Below are 18,086 nucleotides of genomic sequence, written 5' to 3' on the forward strand. Positions count from 1 at the left end.
AAGCGCAGCCGGGCGATCAGGCATCCCTGCCCCTGCCCGCCGCTGTCCGCCTTTAGCCGCCTGCCCGCACCATGAACCAAGTCACCACAAGGGCGAGCCCGACAATCATGGCAAAGGCATAATGATAGAGATATCCGCTTTGCAGTTTGCGGGCCCGCGCGGCAATGGCCGCAACCGCCCCGGAAACGCCGTTCGGCCCCAGTCCGTCGATGGTCTGCTGGTCGCCGCGCTTCCAGAACTGCCGTCCGATCCAGAAGGCCGGACGCACGAAGATCAGATTATACAGTTCGTCCACATACCATTTGTTGAGGAGGAAGGCGTAAAGACCGTCCCAGGTCTTGGCCAGCCTGCCCGGTATATCGGTCGAGCGGATGTACATGATCCACGCCATCAGGAAGCCCAGTGCCATGGCCACCATCGGGGCCAGTTTCACGCCGAAGGGCACATGATGCGCCTCGTCGATCACATCGCCCGCGGCTGTCACCAGCGACCCGTTCCAGAAGGCGATGCGGTCATGACCGATGAACATTTCGTGGAAACCGAAACCGGCGAACAGCGCCCCGAGAGACAGCAGGACCAGCGGGATCAGCATGATCCAGGGGCTTTCATGGGCATGAAGGCGGGTGTGTTCGTCCGCGCGGCATTCGCCCGTGAACGTCATGAAAATCAGCCGCCAGCTGTAAAAACTGGTCATCAGTGCGGCGGCGACCCCCATGACGAAGGCAAACTGCGCACCAGCCGAATGGCTGGCATAGGCGGCCTCGATGATCATGTCCTTGGAATAATAGCCGGCGGTGAACGGGAACCCGGTCAAAGCCAGGGTGCCGATAATCATCATGCCGTAGGTCAGCGGTGCATACTGCCGGACACCACCCATTTTGCGCATATCCTGTTCATGGTGCATGGCATGGATGACCGAGCCGGCGCCGAGGAACAAAAGCGCTTTGAAAAAGGCGTGGGTGAACAGGTGGAAAATGGCCGCGCCATAGGCCGATACGCCGAGCGCGAAGAACATGTAGCCCAGCTGCGAACAGGTGGAATAGGCGATGACCCGTTTGATGTCGTTCTGCACCAAGCCGATGGTGGCGGCGAAAAAGGCGGTGGCCGCACCGATAACGGTGACAACCGCCAGGGCGTCAGGAGCAAGATCGAACACCGGGCTGAACCGTGCGACGAGGAAAACACCGGCGGTCACCATGGTGGCCGCATGGATCAGCGCGGAGACGGGCGTCGGCCCTTCCATGGCGTCCGGCAGCCAGGTGTGCAGGCCCAACTGGGCCGACTTGCCCATGGCGCCCACGAACAGCAACAGCGAGATCACCGTCAGGGCGTGATATTCCTGCCCCAGGAAGACCATGGTGGCGTCCTTATAGGTTTCGACTTGCGTGAAAATACCGTCGAACTGGACCGTATTGAACAGGACGAACACCGCGAAGATGCCGAGCGAAAAGCCGAAGTCGCCGATCCGGTTGACCACGAAAGCCTTGATGGCGGCGGCATTGGCGCTGGGCTTGGTGTACCAGAAACCGATGAGAAGATAGGAGGCGAGACCGACCCCTTCCCAGCCGAAGAACATCTGTACCAGATTGTCCGCGGTCACCAACATCAGCATGGCAAAGGTAAACAGGGACAGATAGGCGAAGAAGCGCGGCTTGTCCGGATCTTCGTGCATGTATCCCATGGAATACCAGTGGACGAGCGCGGACACCGAATTGACCACCACCAGCATCACCGCCGTCAGCGTGTCGATCTTGAAGGCCCAGTTGAATTCAAGAGACCCGGATGTGACCCAGTCCAGCACGTGGATGCTGTATTTGTTGTGCAGCAGGGCCACATCGACAAAAGCCGTCCAGGACAGAATGGCCGATATGGTGACCAGACCCGAGGTCAGCAGCTGGCTGCCCCGGTCACCGATGCGGCGTCCGAAAAGACCCGCGACGAGAAACCCAATCAGCGGCAGAAAGACGATCAGTTTGTAAAGCATACGGCCTCAGCCCTTCATCTGATTGATGTCTTCGACCGCGATGGAACCGCGGGTCCGGAAATAGATCACCAGGATTGCCAGCCCGATCGCGGCCTCGGCGGCGGCGACGGTCAGAACGAACATGGCCAGCACCTGGCCGACCATGTCGCCGAGATGGGTGGAAAACGCAATCAGGTTGATATTGACGGACAACAGGATCAGTTCCACCGACATGAGAATGATGATCACATTCTTACGGTTGATGAAAATCCCGAAAATGCCCAGCACGAACAGAAGTGCCGCCACCGTCAGATAGTGTCCAAGCCCGATGGCCATGGCTTATGTCCTCCCCCGCTTGCTGCCCGGCGTCTTCATCAGCGTGGCGGCCGGATCGACGCCCTCGCCCACACCGGCCTCGACCATGGTGTAAGCCTCGGTCGACCGCCGGGCCACCTGAGCCGCGATCGATTGCCGTTTCACGCCGGGACGGTGACGCAGGGTCAGCACAATGGCCCCGACCATGGCGACAAGAAGGGTCAAACCCGCCGTCTGGAAGATGAAGATGTAATCCGTATAAAGAAGCTGTCCGAGGGCCACGGTGTTCTCCACATCGGACACATCCGGCGTCGGCGCCGCCGCATTCTGTGTGACCAGATCGCCGAACTGCCAGGCCGCGCCCAATGTCAGCAGTTCTCCCAGCAAGATCAGGCCGATCAGCGCACCGACGGGCAGATATTGCAGAAAGCCCTGACGGAGCTCGACGAAATTGATGTCCAGCATCATCACCACGAAGAGGAACAGCACGGCGACCGCGCCGACATAGACAATGACCAGCAGCATGGCGAGGAATTCGGCCCCCATCAGGACGAACAGGCCGGCGGCGGAGAAAAAGGCGAGGATCAGCCACAACACGCTATGCACCGGGTTTCGGGCCGAAATGACCAGAAAACCGGACGCCACGGTGAAAAAGGCAAACAGATAAAAGGCAAAACCTGTCAGTGACATATGGTCGTCCTTGTCAGACAGCGCCGGACGCGAAGGCAAGCCTTACGCCCGGACGCGGGATAGTACCGGCGGGAGTGGATCAGCGGTAGGGCGCGTCCGCAGCCAGATTGGCGGCGATTTCACGTTCCCAGCGTTCCCCGTTGGCCAGCAGTTTTTCTTTGTCGTACATCAGTTCTTCGCGTGTTTCGGTGGCGAATTCGAAATTCGGTCCCTCAACGATGGCATCCACCGGACAGGCCTCTTCGCAGAAACCGCAATAGATGCATTTTGTCATGTCGATATCATAGCGGGTGGTGCGGCGCGAGCCGTCCTCGCGCGGTTCCGCCTCGATGGTGATGGCCTGCGCCGGGCAGATGGCTTCGCACAGTTTGCAGGCGATACAGCGTTCCTCGCCGTTGGGATAGCGGCGCAGAGCGTGTTCGCCCCGGAAGCGCGGGCTTAGCCTGCCCTTTTCATAAGGATAGTTGACGGTCGCCTTGGGCCGGAAGAAATACTTCATCGACAGTTTAAAGGCGGACCAGAACTCCAGCAGCAGCAGGCCTTTGGCAGCTTGGGCAAGGGTGCTCATCGGTCTTTCCTCCGTTTATGCCGGCAACCAGCCGAAGGCGATCATGATGCCTGAATAGGCGACCACCAGAAACAGCGAGATCGGCAGAAACACTTTCCATCCCAGCCGCATGAGCTGGTCATAGCGGTAACGCGGCACGAATGCCTTGACCATGGCGAAGATGAAGAAGCCGAAACAGATTTTCAGGATCAGCCACAGCCACCCGGGCAGAATGTCCAGCCCCGGAAGCGGCGCATACCAGCCGCCGAAGAACAGGATGGCCATAACGGCGGACATCATCAGGATGTTGGCATATTCCCCGAGGAAGAACAGAGCGAACGCCATGGAGCTGTATTCCACCTGGTAACCGGCGACCAGTTCCGCCTCGGCCTCCGGCAGGTCAAAGGGCGGACGGTTGGTTTCCGCCAGCGCGGAAATCAGAAAGATCACGAAAACCGGGAAGAACGGCAGGAAATGCCAGTTCCAGATATAGCCGGACTGTGCCTCGACGATGTCGGTCATGTTGAGCGAGCCGACCTTGACCAGCACGGTCACCAGAACAAAGCCGATCGACACCTCGTAGGAGACCATCTGCGCGGCGGAGCGCAAACCGCCCAGAAAAGCATAGCGGCTGTTCGAGGCCCAGCCGGACATGATGATGCCGTACACACCCAGCGACGAAATAGCCAAAAGGTAAAGAATACCAACATTCAGATCCGCGATGGCCATATGCGGACCGAACGGCACAATGGCCCACGCGATCAGCGCCAACACGAAAGTCACGATCGGAGCCAACAGGAAAATACCCTTGTTGGCGCCGGCGGGAATGATGGTTTCCTTCAGAAAAAGCTTCAGGCCATCGGCAAAGGATTGCAGCAGGCCGAAAGGTCCGACCACGTTGGGGCCGCGCCGCATCTGAACGGCGGCCCAGATTTTCCGGTCAAAATAGACGGAAAACGCGACCGCGATCAGCAGGGGCAGAACCACCGCAAGGATCGCCAGCATGATGGCGGCGAAATAGAGAGCAGCGCCCTCCCCGCCCAGCAATTGATACAGCGCCTCAACCATGGGTGCCCGTGGCCTCCTCAATGTCGCCCTCGCCGCCGCGCTCGGCGACGATGTCCGCCATGATCTGGCTTGCGCGGGCAATCGGGTTGGTGAAATAGAAGTTTTCGACCGCGGGCGCAATGCCTCCCGGCAGAATTTCGCCGGATGTGCCGAAATCACCCCAGCTTTCATCAGGCAGTGTGTCCAGAGTGACGGTGTGAGGCGCCAGTTTGACAAGGCGTTTGCGCAGGTCGGCGACAGTGTCATAGGGCAGACGATGCCCCAGAACATCGGACAGGGCCCGCAGGATCGTCCAGTCCTCGCGGGCCTCGCCTGGGGCAAAGTGTGCCTTGGCCGTGCGCTGAACGCGGCCTTCCGTATTGATGTATGTACCGGGTTTTTCCGTATAGGCGGCCGCGGGCAGAATGACATCGGCGTTGCGCACGCCTTCATCGCCGTGGGTGCCGATATAGACGGTGAAGGTGTTTTCCAGCGCGGCAGAATCAAATTCATCCGCCCCCAGATTGAAGACGGCCTTGAGTTTTCCGGCCTCGGCGTCGTCCAGAAGGGCATCGATCCCGCCCTTGGCGGTCAGCCCCAGGTCGAGGGCACCGACACGGGCGGCCGCCGTATGCAGCACGCCGAAACCGGTCCAGCCGTCCTTGACGGCGTGGGTGTCGGCAAGATCGCGCGCAGCCTTCAGGATGGCGGCGCCGTCATCGCGGGCCAAAGCCCCCTGGCCTACCAGAATCAGCGGCCGTTCCGCCTTTTTCAGGTCCTCGGCGGCGGGATGGGTGCCGTTTGCAAGGGCCGACAGAATGGAGGCGTCATCGCCCAGTTCACCGACGCTGTATGTCAGGTCCTCGGCATTGCCGATATTGGCCACCTTCAGGCCCAGATGGATCACGGCCTTGCGGATACGCACGTTCAGGATCGGTGCTTCCGCGCGCGGATTGCAGCCGATCATCAAAAGAAAATCTGCGTCCTCGACACCGGCAAGACCGGGGTTCAGAAGATAGCCGCTGCGCGCACCGGCTTCCAGCTTCGACCCGTCCTGACGGCCTTCGATCCGCTTGGAGCCGAGAGCGCCGAGCAGATCTTTCAGCGCAACCATGGCTTCCATGTCGGTAAGGTCGCCGACAAGGCCGGCAATCTGATTGCCTTTCAGGTCTTTCAGCTGTTTCCTGATGACATCGAAGGCTTCCGGCCAGCTGGCTTCTTCAAGCTTGCCGCGCTTGCGCACATAGGGACGGTCCAGCCGGCGTTTGCGCAGCCCGTCATAGACAAAGCGCGTCTTGTCGGAAATCCATTCCTCGTTCACATCCTCGTTCAAACGGGGAAGAATCCGCATGACCGCCGCGCCGCGCGCATCCACACGGATATTGGAGCCAACCGCGTCCATGACATCGATGGATTCGGTCTTGCGCAGTTCCCAACTGCGCGCGGTATAGGCGTACGGCTTGCTGGTCAGCGCACCAACCGGGCACAGATCGACCACATTTCCGGACATTTCACTGTCCAGCATCTTGTCCAGATAGGTGGTGATCTCGGTGTTTTCCCCGCGACCGAGCGAGCCCATATCGTCAACGCCGGCGACTTCCTCGGCGAAACGGACACACCGCATGCAGTGGATACACCGGGTCATGATGGTGCCGATCAGCGGCCCCATGTGTTTTTCGGCGACGGCGCGCTTGTTTTCCTCATAGCGGTTCCCGGCACGGCCAAAGGCCATGGCCTGATCCTGCAGGTCGCATTCACCGCCCTGGTCGCAGATCGGGCAGTCCAGGGGGTGATTGATGAGGAGAAATTCCATCACGCCCTCGCGGGCCTTTTTCACCTTTTCCGTATTGGTGTGGATCACCATGCCATCCCCTGCCGGCATGGCACAGCTGGCGATCGGCTTGGGAGACCGTTCCATCTCAACCAGGCACATACGGCAGTTGCCGGCAATCGACAGGCGTTCGTGATAGCAGAAGCGCGGAATTTCAACGCCGATTTCTTCGCAGGCCTGAAGAACCGTCGTTCCCGGATCGACCGTTACTTCCTTACCGTCAATGGTCAGTGTGGGCATGTGTTACTCCCTTGCCGTGTCGGCCGTTCTATTCGGCAGCCTGGGCATGATAGTGATCGATACGGCGCTCAATCTCATGGCGGAAATGACGGATCAGCCCCTGGATCGGCCAGGCCGCGGCATCACCCAGTGCACAGATGGTATGCCCCTCGATCTGATAGGAGACGTCAAGCAGCATATCGATTTCGGCACGCTCGGCCTCGCCCTTCACCAACCGTTCCATGACACGCCACATCCAGCCGGTGCCTTCACGGCAGGGTGTGCACTGGCCGCAGCTTTCGTGTTTGTAAAACTCGCTGAGGCGGGCGATGGCTTTCACGATATCGGTGGATTTGTCCATGACGATGACCGCTGCCGTTCCCAGACCGGACTGAACGTCCTTGAGACTGTCAAAATCCATCAGTACGTCGTCACAGATGGATTTGGGGATGAGCGGAACGGACGACCCGCCCGGAATAACGGCAAGCAGGTTGTCCCAGCCGCCACGCACACCGCCCGCATGTTTTTCAATGAGTTCCTTGAGCGGGATGCCCATTTCCTCTTCCACATTGCAGGGCGTGTTCACATGGCCGGAAATGCAGAAGACCTTGGTGCCCGTGTTGTTGGGCCGCCCCAGACCGGCAAACCAGTCGGCGCCACGGCGCAGGATGGTGGGGGCAACGGCAATGGATTCCACGTTGTTTACGGTTGTCGGACAGCCCCATACGCCCACATTCGCGGGAAATGGCGGCTTCAGACGCGGTTGGCCCTTTTTGCCCTCAAGGCTTTCGATCAGGGCGGTTTCCTCGCCGCAGATATAGGCACCGGCGCCCCGGTGTACATAAACGTCAAAATCGAAACCGGAGCCACAGGCATTGTTGCCGATCAGGCCTGCCTCATATGCTTCATCAATCGCGGCTTCCAAAACATTGCCTTCGTTGTGGAATTCGCCGCGGATGTAGATGTAAGCCGCACGCGCGCGCATGGCGAAGCCGGCGATCAGGCAGCCTTCAATCAGCTTGTGCGGATCATGCCGCATCATGTCCCGGTCCTTACAGGTGCCGGGCTCGCCCTCGTCCGCGTTGACAACCAGATAGGATGGCCGCCCATCCGGACTTTCCTTGGGCATGAAGGACCATTTCAGCCCGGTGGGAAAGCCCGCGCCGCCGCGGCCGCGCAGACCGGATTCCTTCATCTGGTCGATGATCCAGTCCTGCCCCTTGGCCAGAAGGTCACGGGTGCCGTCCCAGTCGCCGCGCTTGCGCGCCGCGTCCAGACCCCAGTGCTGTGTGCCATAGAGGTTGGTAAAGATGCGGTCCTTATCCTGTAACATAGGCCTTTCTCCTTACTGACCCCCATCGGCGCCGGTGTCCGCGGCGACATCTTTCAAAGTCGTCGGGCCACCCAATGGCGCGCTGGTCTGCCGACCGTTCTGCGGACCCGGTGTCACCGTCTCGCCCCTGGCCAACCTGTCCAGAATATCCGTCAGGCTTTCCGGTGTCAGGTCTTCGAAATAATCGTCATTGATGGCAACCGCCGGCGCGTTGACACAGGCGCCCGCGCATTCCACCTCGGACAGGGTGAACAGGCCGTCGTCGGTGGTTTCACCGAAACCGATGCCCAACCTGTCCCGGCAGGCTTTGATCAGATCGTCGCTGCCGCGCAGCCAGCAGGGCGTGGTGCCGCACACCTGAACATGGAATTTGCCCACAGGTTTATGATTGTACATCGTGTAGAACGTGGCGACTTCATGCGCCTTGATGGGCGGCATGTCGAGATAATCGGCCACATATTCGATGATGTCCTGAGTCAGATGCCCGCCATTTTGACGCTGAGCCAGATCCAGAAGCGGCATGACCGCGCTTTTCTGGCGGCCTTCCGGGTATTTGGCGATGTGTTTCTGGGCCAGCGCCTCGTTTTCCGGGGTCCAGGCAAACGCGGCCACCGTGCTCTTTTCCGCCTCGCTCATCGGTCCACTTCTCCAAACACTATGTCCATGGCGCCCAGTACGGCAGGCGCATCCGCCAGCATGTGCCCCTTGCACAGATGGTCCATGGCCGCCAGATGGGCAAATCCGGGCGCCCTGATCTTACAACGGTACGGCCGATTGGACCCATCGGACACGAGATAGACACCGAATTCCCCTTTCGGGGCCTCGACCGCGGCATAGACTTCGCCCTCGGGCACCTTGAAGCCCTCGGTATAAAGTTTGAAGTGATGGATAAGGGCTTCCATCGAACGCTTCATTTCGCCGCGGCGCGGCGGCGCCACCTTTGACTTGACGCTCAGCACGGGCCCACCGGGCATCTCGGCAATGCACTGCTTGACGATTTTCAGGGATTCGCGGATTTCGGCAAGACGCAGCATAAAGCGGTCGTAACAGTCACCATGCTTGCCGACAGCCACCTGGAAATCCATACGGTCATAGACATCATAGGGCTGGGATTTGCGCAGATCCCATGGAATGCCGCTGCCACGCAGCATGGGGCCGGAAAAACCCCAGCTCATCGCATCCTCGACACTGACGAGGCCGATATCAACATTGCGCTGTTTAAAGATGCGATTCTCGATCAGAAGCGCTTCCATGTCTTCGAGAACCTTGGGGAACGTATCGGTCCAGGCGGCGATTTCATCAATCAGTTTGGGAGTCAGGTCCTGATGGACGCCACCGGGGCGGAAATACGCCGCATGGAGACGCGCGCCCGAGGCCGCCTCGTAGAATTCCATCAGTTTTTCCCGTTCCTCAAAACCCCAGAGGATCGGCGTCAGCGCACCGACGTCCAACGCATGCGTCGTCAGATTGAGCAGATGGTTGAGAATACGGCCGATTTCACAGAACAGAACACGGATATACTGACCGCGCTCGGGCACTTCCAGATCCAGCAGCTTTTCAATCGCCAGAACGAAAGCATGCTCCTGGTTCATCGGCGCCACATAGTCGAGCCGGTCAAAATACGGCATGGCCTGAAGATACTGCTTGTGCTCGATCAGTTTCTCGGTCCCCCGGTGCAGAAGGCCGATATGCGGATCGACACGCTCGATCATCTCGCCGTCCAGCTCCATCACCATGCGCAGAACGCCGTGAGCCGCCGGGTGCTGCGGACCGAAATTCAGGCAGTAATTTTTGATATCGACGTCGGCCATCAGTTGCCCTCCGGCTTGCCTGCCGCACCGTTGGCGGATTTTTCATCACCAGGCAGAATGTATTCGGCACTTTCCCACGGGCTCATGAAATCGAAGTCACGAAATTCCTGGGTCAGTTTCACAGGTTCATAGACCACCCGCTTCTCTTCCTCGGAATAACGGACCTCGACAAAACCGGTGAGCGGGAAATCCTTGCGCAGGGGATGCCCCTGGAAACCATAATCGGTGAGAATACGCCGCAGATCGGGATGGCCGGCGAAGAATATACCGTACAGGTCCCAGGCTTCGCGCTCGAACCAGTTCGCGGACTGGAAAATCTCGGTCGCGCTGGGCACCGGTGTGTCGGCGTCCGTTTCAACCTTGACACGGACACGGCGATTTAATTGCAGGCTGAGCAGATGATACACCACGTCAAACCGGCGCGGACGGTCCGGATAGTCGGCGCCGCAGACATCAACAAGCTGCTTGAACAGACATTCCGGGTCGTCGCGCAGAAATGTCAGCACCTTTATAATCTGGTCGGCACGGGCCTTGACGGTCAGCTCTCCAAAAGCGACATCAAAAGCTTGGACCTCGTTTTCCAGGCTGTTGGCGATATGCGTACCGAGTTCGGTCAAGGCGTCGTCCGCCATGGGAGCACCCTCTTCCTCGTTGTTGAAGACGGCGGCCCCTTTATATTCAAAGGGTGTCCGCCAGCGGTTCGGTTATCAGACCCGACCGGGTCCCGGCATTGCCGCCCTTAAACTTCAGGGTCATGCATGCCACAAGCGATTACCGGTTTATCGTCCCGGTACGACGGATTTTACGCTGAAGCTGCAAGATGCCGTACAGCAGGGCTTCCGCAGTGGGCGGGCAGCCGGGCACGTAAATATCCACCGGTACAATCCGGTCACAGCCGCGCACGACGGAATAGGAATAGTGGTAATATCCACCGCCATTGGCGCAACTGCCCATGGATATGACATAGCGGGGTTCCGCCATCTGGTCATAGACCTTGCGCAGGGCCGGTGCCATCTTGTTGGTCAGGGTGCCGGCAACGATCATGACATCGCTTTGACGGGGGCTGGCACGCGGCGCAACGCCGAACCGTTCCAGATCATAGCGCGGCATACTGGTGTGCATCATTTCGACAGCACAACAGGCCAGCCCGAAGGTCATCCACCAGAGCGAGCCCGTGCGCGCCCAATTGATCAGGTCTTCGGCCGTGGTAACGACAAATCCCTTATCCGTCAGTTCTTCATTGATACCACGGAAAAAAGCGTCTTCGGAGGGCGGCACAACGGCTGTTGCGTCCGTACCGGGCACCTTTGGATCCGTTACTCCCATTCCAGCGCTCCCTTTTTCCACTCGTAAACAAAGCCAACAGTCAGAACACCGAGAAAGATCACCATCGACCAGAAACCATATAGCCCGATTTCACCGAGCGTCACGGCCCAGGGAAAGAGAAAAGCAATTTCCAGATCGAAAATGATGAACAGGATCGCGACCAGATAAAAACGAACGTCAAACTGATTGCGGGCGTCTTCGAACGCTTCGAAACCGCATTCATATGCCGACAGTTTTTCCGTATCCGGACGCTGACGGGCCACCAGCATCGCCGCACCGACGAAAACCATGGCAAAGACCAGTGCCACGCCTATGAAAATCAGGATCGGCAGGTATTCGATCAGGAGATCATCCATGACAAAGCCTTATCCTTATGTATCTGTACATCGTGGCGTCGAAGTGTCATGGCCAACCTGAAAGCGAGCCAAACAGACGCCTGAACGTGCAGGTGTTTTATCGGGCACACCCGCCCCCGTAAAGAGCCAATTTCGCCGCACTCGTGGCAAAATGTCCTTAAAAACCGACATGTTAAGAACCGGTCGCAACAAGGAGGAAGGCGATACCGGAAACAACCTGCTTGCACGGGGAGCAGAGCCGTCGACACCTCCGCATCACGTCAGACACGGAAGAATTTGCATTATGGAAAAAGGAAGAAAGAAAGGTTCAGCGAAACGCGAAGCTGGCGCGAGTGACGGGGCTCGAACCCGCGACCTCCGGCGTGACAGGCCGGCGCTCTAACCAACTGAGCTACACCCGCCCGCGTTCCGTGGGAGGCTGTTTAGGCTTCCCCGACAGGCTTGTCAATCATCCGTTTGAACTTTTTTTGAAAATCCCGCAAAGGCACAGAAACGTCAGGGAAATTACGTGCTTATCCCTCGCCGGGACAGCGACCGGGAGCCGAAAGGGCAATGGGAAAAAGGTGAACACCGTACCGGGTCAAGGCGCTACCGACACGTGGAGCCCAGCCTAGCGATCATATCTATCCGAGGAAGAATGGTGGGCAGTGACGGGTTCGAACCGCCGACCCCCGCGATGTGAACACGGTGCTCTACCAACTGAGCTAACTGCCCCTGCCCGGCCCTGAGCCGGCAGACATAGCGTACAAACAGACAAGGCCGTCTGTGCGGACATGATGAGACGCAAATGGTGGGCGGTGACGGGCTCGAACCGCCGGCCCTCTCGGTGTAAACGAGATGCTCTACCAACTGAGCTAACCGCCCGGCTTTTGCGTGGAGGCGCTTTTACCGCTCCAGCCCCGTATCTGTCCAGAGACTTTTGACGATTTTTTTACGCCCAGCCCCAGTCGTAGGTGAAAAGACGGAATCCCCGACCACGGCGGTTCGCTTTCCAGAAAATTTTATGCAAATGCCTTCCATCAGAATCAGTATAGGATCCCTTGCGCGGGCAAGGAACCGGGGAAGAACGCGCTGGGGAAGAACGGACTGAAGGACCGCATAGAAAAACCGGCCGTGAGATCAGATGCCTCACGACCGGTTCAATTATTGTACCGTTCTAGTCCGTAACCGAATTATCAGCTGTTCACAGCGTCTTTCAGACCCTTGCCGGCCTTGAACTTCGGTTGCTTGGAAGCCGGAATGTCGATTTCGGCGCCGGTGCGAGGATTACGGCCCTTGCTGGCGGCACGCTCGGCCACCAGGAAAGTACCGAAACCAACGAGACGCACATCATCACCACCGGACAGGGCCGAAGTGATGGCATCAAAAACAGCATCAACAGCTTTGACGGCGTCCGCTTTCGACAGATCGGCAGATTCAGAAACTTTTGCAACCAGATCGTTTTTATTCAAGGTATCCCCCTCTGAGTTAACCACCGCACAAATAATCGCGGTTTGCTCCGTATTGCGGGTCGCAGTTTAGAACCGGTTTTTTCCTTGTGTCAAAGCAAAAAACCGCAGAAAACTGCGGTTTTTCCGATTTTTTTATCGAATAGCACCCAGAAAGCGACCAATACGACTAATGTGGCCGTACTTCTGTGCCGTCTCCGTCGCCCTCCTTGGGCACATCGGGCAGTGCTTCATCGTCCGGCCAGTCGATCGGCTCGAGCTCTGCCACAAGGGCGTGGGAGAGAACTTCATCAACACGGCTGACCGGTACAATCTCCAGTCCCTTTTTGACATTGGCCGGGATTTCCGCCAGATCCTTCTCATTTTCCTTTGGAATCAGGACCTTTTTGATCCCACCACGCAGCGCGGCCAGCAGTTTTTCCTTCAGGCCGCCAATGGGCAGAACACGCCCGCGCAATGTCACCTCGCCCGTCATGGCGATATCCCGGCGCACCGCAATCCCTGTCAGGGCGGAAACGATGGATGTGCTCATGGCAACGCCGGCGGACGGACCGTCTTTCGGCGTCGCCCCTTCGGGTACGTGGATATGAATGTCGCGTTTTTCGAAATATTTCGGGCTGATACCGAAATCGACACAGCGCGAATGCACGAAGGACCGCGCGGCCTGGATCGATTCTTTCATGACATCGCCCAGTTTGCCGGTTTCCTTGATCAATCCCTTGCCGGGCACGGTGACCGCCTCGACCGCGAGCAATTCGCCGCCAACCTCGGTCCATGCCAGACCGGTGGTTACACCGACATTGTCCTCTTCTTCCGCCTCGCCGTACCGGAAACGGCGCACTCCGGCATATTTGCCCACATTGCGGGTGCTGACATGCACTTCCTTTTTGGAGCCTTCGACGATTTCCTTGACCGCCTTGCGGATCAGTTTGGCAAGGGCCCGTTCCAGATTCCGCACCCCGGCTTCGCGGGTGTAATAGCGGATCACATCCAGAATGGCGCCATCGGAAATGGTCCATTCCTTTTTCTTGAGGCCGTGATCCTTCATCAGTTTCGGAATCAGGTGACGCTTGGCGATTTCCAGCTTTTCCTCTTCCGTGTACCCGGAGAGCTGGATGATTTCCATCCGGTCCAGAAGCGGCTGCGGCATGCGCAGGGAATTGGCCGTGGTCACGAACATGACATCGGACAGATCGTAATCGATCTCCAGATAGTGGTCGTTGAACTTGTTGTTCTGCTCCGGATCCAGCACTTCCAGAAGGGCGGAAGCGGGATCACCGCGGAAGTCCTGACCCATTTTGTCAATTTCATCGAGCAGGAAAAGCGGATTGGTGGTGCCGGCCTTCTTCATGGACTGCATCACCTTGCCCGGCATGGACCCGATATAGGTCCGCCGGTGGCCACGGATTTCCGCCTCATCCCGGACGCCGCCAAGTGAAAAGCGGACAAATTCACGGCCAGTCGACTTGGCGATCGATTTGCCAAGCGAGGTTTTCCCGACACCCGGAGGGCCGACCAGACACAGGATCGGGCCTTTCAGTTTGCCGGCACGCTGCTGGACCGCGAGATATTCGACGATCCGTTCCTTGACCTTCTCCAGACCGTAGTGATCCGTATCGAGAATAGCCTCGGCCTTGACGATATCCTTCTTCACGCGGCTGCGCTTGCCCCAGGGAACGCTCAACATCCAGTCCAGAAAATTGCGCACCACCGTGGCCTCGGCCGACATGGGGCTCATGGCCTTCAGCTTTTTCAGCTCGGCCATGCACTTTTCACGCGCTTCCTTCGACAGTTTGGTTTGCTGGATTTTTTCTTCCAGCTCCTGGGTTTCCTCGCGGCCCTCGTCGCCCTCGCCCAGTTCCTTCTGGATCGCCTTGAGCTGTTCGTTGAGGTAATATTCGCGCTGGGTCTTCTCCATCTGGCGTTTGACACGGCCGCGGATTTTTTTCTCGACCTGGAGAACGCCGATTTCGCCCTCCATGAAACTGTAAATCTGTTCCAGACGCTGCGCCACGGAGACCGTTGCCAACAGGTCCTGTTTGTCGCCAATCTTCAGTGCCAGATGCGAGGCGACGGTATCGGCCAGTTTGCCGGGGTCCTCGATTTCGGCGACGGTGGCGGTGACCTCGCTCGGAATTTTCTTGTTCAGCTTGACATATTGCTCGAACTGGGCGGCGACGGAGCGGCGCAGTGCGTCCACATCCGGATTGTCGTGATCCGTTTCAGGCAGAGGGGTGGCGTGCGCCTCGAAAAACGGGTCCGTCTTTTCAAATTTGTCGATCTGGGCGCGCTCGACGCCTTCGACAAGAACCTTGACCGTTCCATCCGGCAGTTTCAAAAGCTGCAACACCGAAGCCATGGTACCGATTTCAAAAACATCGCCGGCACCGGGGTCATCCTCGGAGGCGTCCTTTTGCGCGACCAGCAGGATCTGCTTGTCATTGGCCATGACTTCTTCAAGTGCCCTGACCGATTTTTCACGGCCGACAAAGAGCGGCACGATCATATGCGGAAATACCACAATGTCTCTGAGCGGCAGAACCGGCAGCGACAGAAGGTCTTGGTTTTCGGTTGTTTCAGTCATGGCTTACTCCAGCGAAGCGCTGTTTTCTTTTGGATAAACGCCTTGATCGGTAAAGGTGGAAGAGTACACCGGACAGGGTATCCTGATCTTACTTCTACCCGCCAATTGGGAGCAGAAAAAGGCGATTTCAAGACTTGACACGGATCACCGGCACATCTTCGTACATGGTGATCCGGGCACGGGATAGTTTGACCCAGAACATATCAGGGAAACCCTGGCGGCACACTTCGGCGTCAAACGTCGGGGGCGGTCGGGGGTATCAGATCCCGGCGTCAGGCCGGTTGCTGGCCCACACCGTCCCGCCTGTCCGCGTAAATCTGCAACGGCTTGGAATCGCCCACGACAACATCATCATTGATGACGATTTCCTCCACCCCTTCCATGCTGGGCAGATCGAACATGGTATCCAGCAGCGTGTCTTCCATGATGGAGCGCAGACCCCGCGCACCGGTTTTACGCTCGATCGCCTTTTTGGCAACGGCGTAAAGGGCGTCCTCGGTGAAGGTGAGCTGGGCATCTTCCATCTCGAACAGGGTCTGATACTGTTTGAGCAGAGCGTTCTTCGGTTCGGTCAGGATTTTGACCAGCGCATCCTCGTCCAAGTCTTCCAAGGTGGCGATCACGGGCAGGCGCCCGACAAATTCGGGAATCAGTCCGAATTTCAGCAAATCCTCAGGCTCGGTTTCCTTGAAGATTTCGCCGGTACTGCGGTCGTCCGGTGCGGACACCTTGGCGCCGAAACCAATGGATTTACCCTGCAGCCGGTTCCCGATGACCTTGTCCAGACCGGCAAAAGCGCCGCCGCAGATGAACAGGATATTGGTGGTGTCCACCTGCAGGAATTCCTGCTGCGGATGCTTGCGGCCGCCTTGCGGAGGGACGCTGGCCACCGTGCCCTCCATGATTTTCAGCAGGGCCTGCTGAACCCCCTCGCCCGAGACATCACGGGTGATGGACGGGTTGTCGGCCTTGCGGCTGATCTTGTCCACCTCGTCGATATAGACGATCCCGCGCTGGGCCCGCTCAACATTATAGTCGGCTGCCTGCAGGAGCTTGAGGATAATGTTTTCCACATCCTCGCCCACATAGCCGGCCTCGGTCAGGGTGGTGGCATCGGCCATGGTGAAGGGCACGTCGAGAATGCGCGCGAGCGTCTGCGCAAGCAGCGTCTTGCCGCAGCCTGTCGGTCCGACGAGGAGAATGTTGGATTTTGCCAGCTCCACCTCCGAGCCGCTGCTGGAGTGATTCAATCTTTTGTAGTGGTTGTGAACGGCAACGGACAGGACCTTCTTGGCATCGCCCTGACCGATGACATAGTCGTCCAGCACCTCGAGAATCTGTTTGGGCGACGGCACGCCGTCACCGCTTTTGGACAGGGCGCTCTTGCTTTCTTCCTTGATGATGTCGTTGCACAACTCAACGCATTCGTCGCAAATGAAGACCGTCGGACCCGCGATCAGCTTGCGGACCTCATGCTGGCTCTTGCCACAGAATGAGCAATAGAGCGTGTTTTTCGAATCACCGTTACTCAAAGTCGTCACCAATCCTGTCTTAGTGCCTGAAGGCTTGTCCCGGTTCGGAACCGTAGATTTATCGTAGCTTGGTTAAAAAAGCCCATACAACAAAAAACGCATCGCGGCAGGGTGGAAATCTCATCCGGCGAAACAGGGCTTGCGAGACCGCTGCGACGCCCGCCACGACCGGACCTTACATCCGTTGATTGTTTCTAGGCGTCATCCTCGCTTTCATGGCGTTTGACATAAACTTCGTCAATCAGACCGAAATCCTTTGCCTCTTCCGGAGACATGAAATAGTCGCGGTCCATGGCTTTTTCAATCTCAGACAGTTTTTTGCCGGTGTGTTGCGCATAGATCTTGTTCAGCCGCTCGCGCATTTTGAGGATTTCACGGGCATGGATTTCAATATCCGCTGCCTGTCCCTGGGCGCCACCGGACGGCTGATGGATCATGATGCGGGAGTTGGCCAGGGCAAAGCGCTGACCCGGCTCGCCGGCCGCCAGCAGGAACGAGCCCATGGAGCAGGCCTGTCCGATACAGATGGTGGAGACCTTGGGGCGGATATATTGCATGGTGTCGTAGATCGACAGGCCGCTTGTCACCACACCGCCGGGTGAATTGATATAGAAATTGATGTCCTTTTTCGGATTGTCCGCCTCCATGTAGAGGAGCTGCGCGACAATCAGGCTGGCCACATGGTCGTTCACCTGGCCGGTCAGAAAGACGATGCGTTCCCTGAGAAGACGGGAATAAATATCGAAAGACCGTTCACCGCGGTTGGTTTGCTCCACGACCATGGGAACAAGTGTGTTGGCGTAAATATCGAGCGGATCAGACATCAAATTATATCCCTTTGGATAGCCGGAAACAGGCCGGACATATGCGACACCCGCCCGACTCAGGGCCATGCAAGGTGTCTGATGGATAACAACGGCGACTGCCGAAAGACGGATACATGGTAATATACGAAGGTTCGTACAATCCGGACGCTTGCGGGCCCTGACGAAGCCCGCGTGACTTCATTTCACAGGTAGCAATCCCTGTTACCGACGACAAGGGGTTTCGCTGCGTTCTTCGATCGACATATCCGCCGGCATAC

General features: G+C 58.0%; 16 protein-coding genes and 3 tRNA genes. All 19 read right to left on the minus strand.

The features are described from left to right. Nucleotides 1-52 precede the first annotated feature (52 nt). Complete coding sequence (gene nuoL / locus BXY39_RS07225) at nucleotides 53-1,984, minus strand: NADH-quinone oxidoreductase subunit L (protein ID WP_121938164.1); 1,932 nt, start codon at nucleotides 1,982-1,984, stop codon at nucleotides 53-55. Between the two features lie 6 nt (nucleotides 1,985-1,990). Next, the gene (gene nuoK, locus BXY39_RS07230; protein WP_121938165.1) at nucleotides 1,991-2,299 is read right to left on the minus strand and encodes an NADH-quinone oxidoreductase subunit NuoK; all 309 of its coding nucleotides are present in this window, start codon (nucleotides 2,297-2,299) and stop codon (nucleotides 1,991-1,993) included. 3 nt (nucleotides 2,300-2,302) lie between these two features. Next, nucleotides 2,303-2,968: an NADH-quinone oxidoreductase subunit J gene (locus tag BXY39_RS07235; protein WP_121938166.1), complete on the minus strand. Its 666-nt coding sequence runs from the start codon at nucleotides 2,966-2,968 to the stop codon at nucleotides 2,303-2,305. 79 nt (nucleotides 2,969-3,047) lie between these two features. After that, the gene (gene nuoI / locus BXY39_RS07240) at nucleotides 3,048-3,536 is read right to left on the minus strand and encodes an NADH-quinone oxidoreductase subunit NuoI (RefSeq protein ID WP_121938167.1); all 489 of its coding nucleotides are present in this window, start codon (nucleotides 3,534-3,536) and stop codon (nucleotides 3,048-3,050) included. Nucleotides 3,537-3,551: 15 nt separating this feature from the next. Continuing rightward, a complete protein-coding gene (gene nuoH, locus BXY39_RS07245) occupies nucleotides 3,552-4,583 on the minus strand; it encodes an NADH-quinone oxidoreductase subunit NuoH (RefSeq protein ID WP_121938168.1) in 1,032 nt (343 codons plus the stop codon). Then, nucleotides 4,576-6,633 carry an NADH-quinone oxidoreductase subunit NuoG gene (gene nuoG / locus BXY39_RS07250; protein WP_121938169.1) on the minus strand — a complete coding sequence of 686 codons (2,058 nt, stop codon included), beginning with the start codon at nucleotides 6,631-6,633 and terminating at the stop codon, nucleotides 4,576-4,578. Before nuoG ends, nuoH begins: the two co-directional genes overlap by 8 nt. A gap of 28 nt (nucleotides 6,634-6,661) precedes the next feature. Continuing rightward, nucleotides 6,662-7,945: an NADH-quinone oxidoreductase subunit NuoF gene (gene nuoF / locus BXY39_RS07255; protein WP_121938170.1), complete on the minus strand. Its 1,284-nt coding sequence runs from the start codon at nucleotides 7,943-7,945 to the stop codon at nucleotides 6,662-6,664. 12 nt (nucleotides 7,946-7,957) lie between these two features. Next, entirely contained in the window at nucleotides 7,958-8,581 is a 624-nt protein-coding gene (nuoE, locus tag BXY39_RS07260) for an NADH-quinone oxidoreductase subunit NuoE (protein WP_121938171.1), read from the minus strand. After that, entirely contained in the window at nucleotides 8,578-9,756 is a 1,179-nt protein-coding gene (locus tag BXY39_RS07265; protein WP_121938172.1) for an NADH-quinone oxidoreductase subunit D, read from the minus strand. Before BXY39_RS07265 ends, nuoE begins: the two co-directional genes overlap by 4 nt. After that, the gene (locus tag BXY39_RS07270; RefSeq protein WP_121938173.1) at nucleotides 9,756-10,388 is read right to left on the minus strand and encodes an NADH-quinone oxidoreductase subunit C; all 633 of its coding nucleotides are present in this window, start codon (nucleotides 10,386-10,388) and stop codon (nucleotides 9,756-9,758) included. The genes BXY39_RS07265 and BXY39_RS07270 overlap by 1 nt, the downstream gene beginning before the upstream one ends. A 139-nt stretch (nucleotides 10,389-10,527) precedes the next feature. Beyond that, complete coding sequence (locus BXY39_RS07275; protein WP_121938174.1) at nucleotides 10,528-11,082, minus strand: NuoB/complex I 20 kDa subunit family protein; 555 nt, start codon at nucleotides 11,080-11,082, stop codon at nucleotides 10,528-10,530. Further along, on the minus strand, nucleotides 11,073-11,438 hold the full coding sequence (locus BXY39_RS07280) for an NADH-quinone oxidoreductase subunit A (RefSeq protein ID WP_121938175.1): 366 nt from the start codon (nucleotides 11,436-11,438) through the stop codon (nucleotides 11,073-11,075). Before BXY39_RS07280 ends, BXY39_RS07275 begins: the two co-directional genes overlap by 10 nt. 324 nt (nucleotides 11,439-11,762) lie before the next feature. Continuing rightward, a tRNA-Asp gene (locus BXY39_RS07285) sits at nucleotides 11,763-11,839 on the minus strand. Between the two features lie 237 nt (nucleotides 11,840-12,076). Continuing rightward, a tRNA-Val gene (locus BXY39_RS07290) sits at nucleotides 12,077-12,152 on the minus strand. 74 nt (nucleotides 12,153-12,226) lie between these two features. Continuing rightward, a tRNA-Val gene (locus BXY39_RS07295) sits at nucleotides 12,227-12,302 on the minus strand. A gap of 311 nt (nucleotides 12,303-12,613) precedes the next feature. Beyond that, entirely contained in the window at nucleotides 12,614-12,913 is a 300-nt protein-coding gene (locus BXY39_RS07300; protein ID WP_281269999.1) for an HU family DNA-binding protein, read from the minus strand. A 142-nt stretch (nucleotides 12,914-13,055) separates the two neighbouring features. After that, the gene (gene lon, locus BXY39_RS07305; RefSeq protein WP_121938177.1) at nucleotides 13,056-15,470 is read right to left on the minus strand and encodes an endopeptidase La; all 2,415 of its coding nucleotides are present in this window, start codon (nucleotides 15,468-15,470) and stop codon (nucleotides 13,056-13,058) included. Between the two features lie 272 nt (nucleotides 15,471-15,742). Then, on the minus strand, nucleotides 15,743-17,011 hold the full coding sequence (clpX, locus tag BXY39_RS07310) for an ATP-dependent Clp protease ATP-binding subunit ClpX (protein WP_121938398.1): 1,269 nt from the start codon (nucleotides 17,009-17,011) through the stop codon (nucleotides 15,743-15,745). Between the two features lie 185 nt (nucleotides 17,012-17,196). Then, nucleotides 17,197-17,826 carry an ATP-dependent Clp endopeptidase proteolytic subunit ClpP gene (gene clpP / locus BXY39_RS07315; protein WP_121938399.1) on the minus strand — a complete coding sequence of 210 codons (630 nt, stop codon included), beginning with the start codon at nucleotides 17,824-17,826 and terminating at the stop codon, nucleotides 17,197-17,199. Nucleotides 17,827-18,086 lie beyond the last annotated feature (260 nt).

Source organism: Eilatimonas milleporae (assembly GCF_003688555.1).
GTDB classification, from domain to species: domain Bacteria; phylum Pseudomonadota; class Alphaproteobacteria; order Sphingomonadales; family Kordiimonadaceae; genus Eilatimonas; species Eilatimonas milleporae.